This window comes from Vibrio kanaloae, from assembly GCF_024347535.1.
In the GTDB taxonomy this organism is placed as follows: Bacteria; Pseudomonadota; Gammaproteobacteria; order Enterobacterales; family Vibrionaceae; genus Vibrio; species Vibrio kanaloae.
Window position 1 is genome coordinate 1684029 of record NZ_AP025497.1, and the last position, 2864, is coordinate 1686892.

Sequence of the window (2864 nt, forward strand, 5' to 3'; positions counted from 1 at the left end):
CCGCTTATTGGTGGACTTACTTCGAGTATAACGATTATGAAAGAAATCCCATTTCGTTGGATTGACAAATATCTCATTCACCTAAAAATCCAAGAAAAGTTCTATCTACTCTTCTTATTGCCTCTTCTCGCCCTGGTTATATTAACTCTCGTTTTAGATAGTGCAGCGGACTCTTTACTTGCTCACCTTTATCAAGAAGAAATGCTCTTAATGAAAGGGCTTATCGAAGCAAGTCAACTCACTAAAGATCAAGTTGCTCAGCTTGTCAGCAGCTCTGAAACTATCTCTTTAGGCTACGGTGCTGGTTCTATTTCAGTAATGAATGGTGCGTTCAGCCTAGTTGCCAACCATGACCAAAACCTTTGGTCTGCTCTATCGACGACTCAGGTTTCTATCATCGCTGTAACCCTGACGCTTATCGCACTAGGTGTTTACTACATCATGACTTTCATTGGCGGCGCGATGTTCTCTATGAACAAAGCTTTGAACACCCTAGCAAATGGCGACTTAACTTGCCGCATGAACTACTTCTTAGTTCGTGACGAGTTCAGTGAAATCGCGATTACAATCGATAAAGTCGCTGAACGTGAACAAAACATGGTTCTATCAATCCAAGAGTCTGTCGCTCTCATGCAGCAAATCAGCTCGGACTTGAACCAGTCAACACAACAAAGTTCAGACATCTCAGGTAACCAACAGGAGCACTTGAATAGTTTGGCAAGTGCAACAGAACAAATGGCAGCTACAATTCGCGAAGTCGCTACCCTTGCTCATGAGTCTAGTTCACAAACGATGGACGCTCGTGGCGTTGCTCAGAACGGTCAAGTCAAGGTTTCAAATACATTGGAGTCTATCTCTAGCCTATCTCAAGAGATCCAATCCGCTTCACAAGCAGTAGAAGAACTGGATGCCAACGCGGCGCAAATCGATGAAGTAGTCACAACCATCAACGGTATTTCAGAACAGACTAACCTGTTGGCGTTGAACGCCGCTATCGAAGCTGCACGTGCTGGCGAGCAAGGTCGTGGATTTGCTGTTGTTGCCGATGAAGTTCGTGCCCTTGCCGGCCGTACTCAACAAGCGACGGTTGAAATCCAAAGTATGATTGAATCATTACAACGTAACAGCCAATCACTGACAAAATTGATGGAAGTGACTGTTAGCAATGCTAACGAAGGTCAAACATTGATGTCGGAAGTAAACGTTGAGATTGGATCGTTAGCTGAAAAGAACCAATCTATTTCTGATAGCAGCACTCAAATTGCTACCGCGGCTGAAGAACAAGGCGTAGTCGCTGACAACATTGCACAGAGTGTTGAAGAGATTCGTCATCAGTCAGACAGCATCTGCGAGATGATCAGTAAGAGTAATTTAAATGTTGACCAACTTCGTAAACAAAGCGATACGATGGAAGGTTTGCTGACAGGTCTTAAAGCTTAATACTGATATCCAACCTCAATGTGTTGATTAATCATTACTAGGGCTGCTTTGACAGCCCTTTCTTATTTGCTTTTCACCAGTACTTCCCCGACAATACCCCTCCTTCAAATTCAACAAACAGAGTAAATTATGACTCCTTCAATTCATCTAGCTAAAGGCCGAGATAAATCACTACGCCGCAAACACCCTTGGGTATTTTCACGCGGTATCGATAAGGTCGAAGGCGAACCAAAACAAGGTGAAACTGTAGACGTATATGCTCAAAATGGTCAGTGGCTTGCAAAAGCAGCTTACTCACCGGAATCTCAAATTCGAGCTCGTGTTTGGACATTTGAAAAAGAAGAGATCAACAAGGCGTTCTTCGTAAAACGAATTCAAGACGCACAATCTTTACGTGAAGACATCATTGAGCGTGATGGTCTAACGGGCTACCGCCTAACGGCTGCAGAGTCTGATGGCTTGCCTGGTATCACAATCGACAAATACCAAGACTTCCTTGTTTGCCAACTGCTAAGTGCTGGCGCTGAGTTTAACAAAAGCGTACTGGTTGAAGCGTTAATTGAATGCTTCCCTGACTGTAACATCTACGAGCGTTCAGACGTGGCAGTTCGTAAGAAAGAAGGCTTAGAACAGGTTGTTGGCGTTCTTTACGGTGAAGAACCACCGAAGTCTATCGTGATTGAAGAAAACGGCGTTAAGATCAGCGTGAATATTATGGAAGGCCACAAAACGGGCTTCTATATGGACCAACGTGATAGCCGCAAAGAATCTATGAAATACGTTAAAGGCAAAGATGTCCTTAACTGTTTCTCGTACACAGGTGGTTTTGGTCTGTATGCCCTTAAAGGTGATGCTAAGCGTGTAATCAATGCTGACGTCTCGCAGCTGGCTCTTGATACAGCTAAGTTCAACGCTGAACTAAATGAGTTCGACATCTCGAAAAAGCGAGCAGTATTCCTAAACGCAGACGTTTTCAAACTGCTTCGTGAATACCGTGACCAAGGCACCAAGTTTGACGTCGTTATCATGGATCCACCAAAGTTTGTTTCAAGCAAAAATAACCTAACATCAGGTGCTAACGGCTATAAAGACGTTAACATGCTTGCGATGCAAATCCTGAAACCAGGTGGCACTCTACTCACCTACTCTTGTTCAGGTTTAATGGGTGCTGACTTATTCCAAAAGATCATTGCAGATGCCGCTCTAGATGCAGGCAGAACAGTGAAGTTTGTTGAACGCTTCGAGCAAGCTGCCGATCACTTAACAGATACAGCCTATCCAGAAGGTTTCTACCTAAAAGGTTTTGCTTGTAAGGTGTTGTAAGAGCAGGCTGAAAGCTGAAAAGAATAACTCTTTTTGCGTTATAGGTATAAAAAACCGAGACTTTGAAGTCTCGGTTTTTTATGTTGGGTGTAACTTATTAG

General features: G+C 43.6%; 2 protein-coding genes. Both read left to right on the top strand.

All coding sequences use genetic code 11. From position 1 onward, the window contains the following. Positions 1–36 precede the first annotated feature (36 nt). Positions 37–1440 carry a methyl-accepting chemotaxis protein gene (locus OCV24_RS07920; RefSeq protein ID WP_136997624.1) on the top strand — a complete coding sequence of 468 codons (1404 nt, stop codon included), beginning with the start codon at positions 37–39 and terminating at the stop codon, positions 1438–1440. 129 nt (positions 1441–1569) lie between these two features. After that, positions 1570–2763 carry a class I SAM-dependent methyltransferase gene (locus tag OCV24_RS07925; protein WP_017057202.1) on the top strand — a complete coding sequence of 398 codons (1194 nt, stop codon included), beginning with the start codon at positions 1570–1572 and terminating at the stop codon, positions 2761–2763. Positions 2764–2864 lie beyond the last annotated feature (101 nt).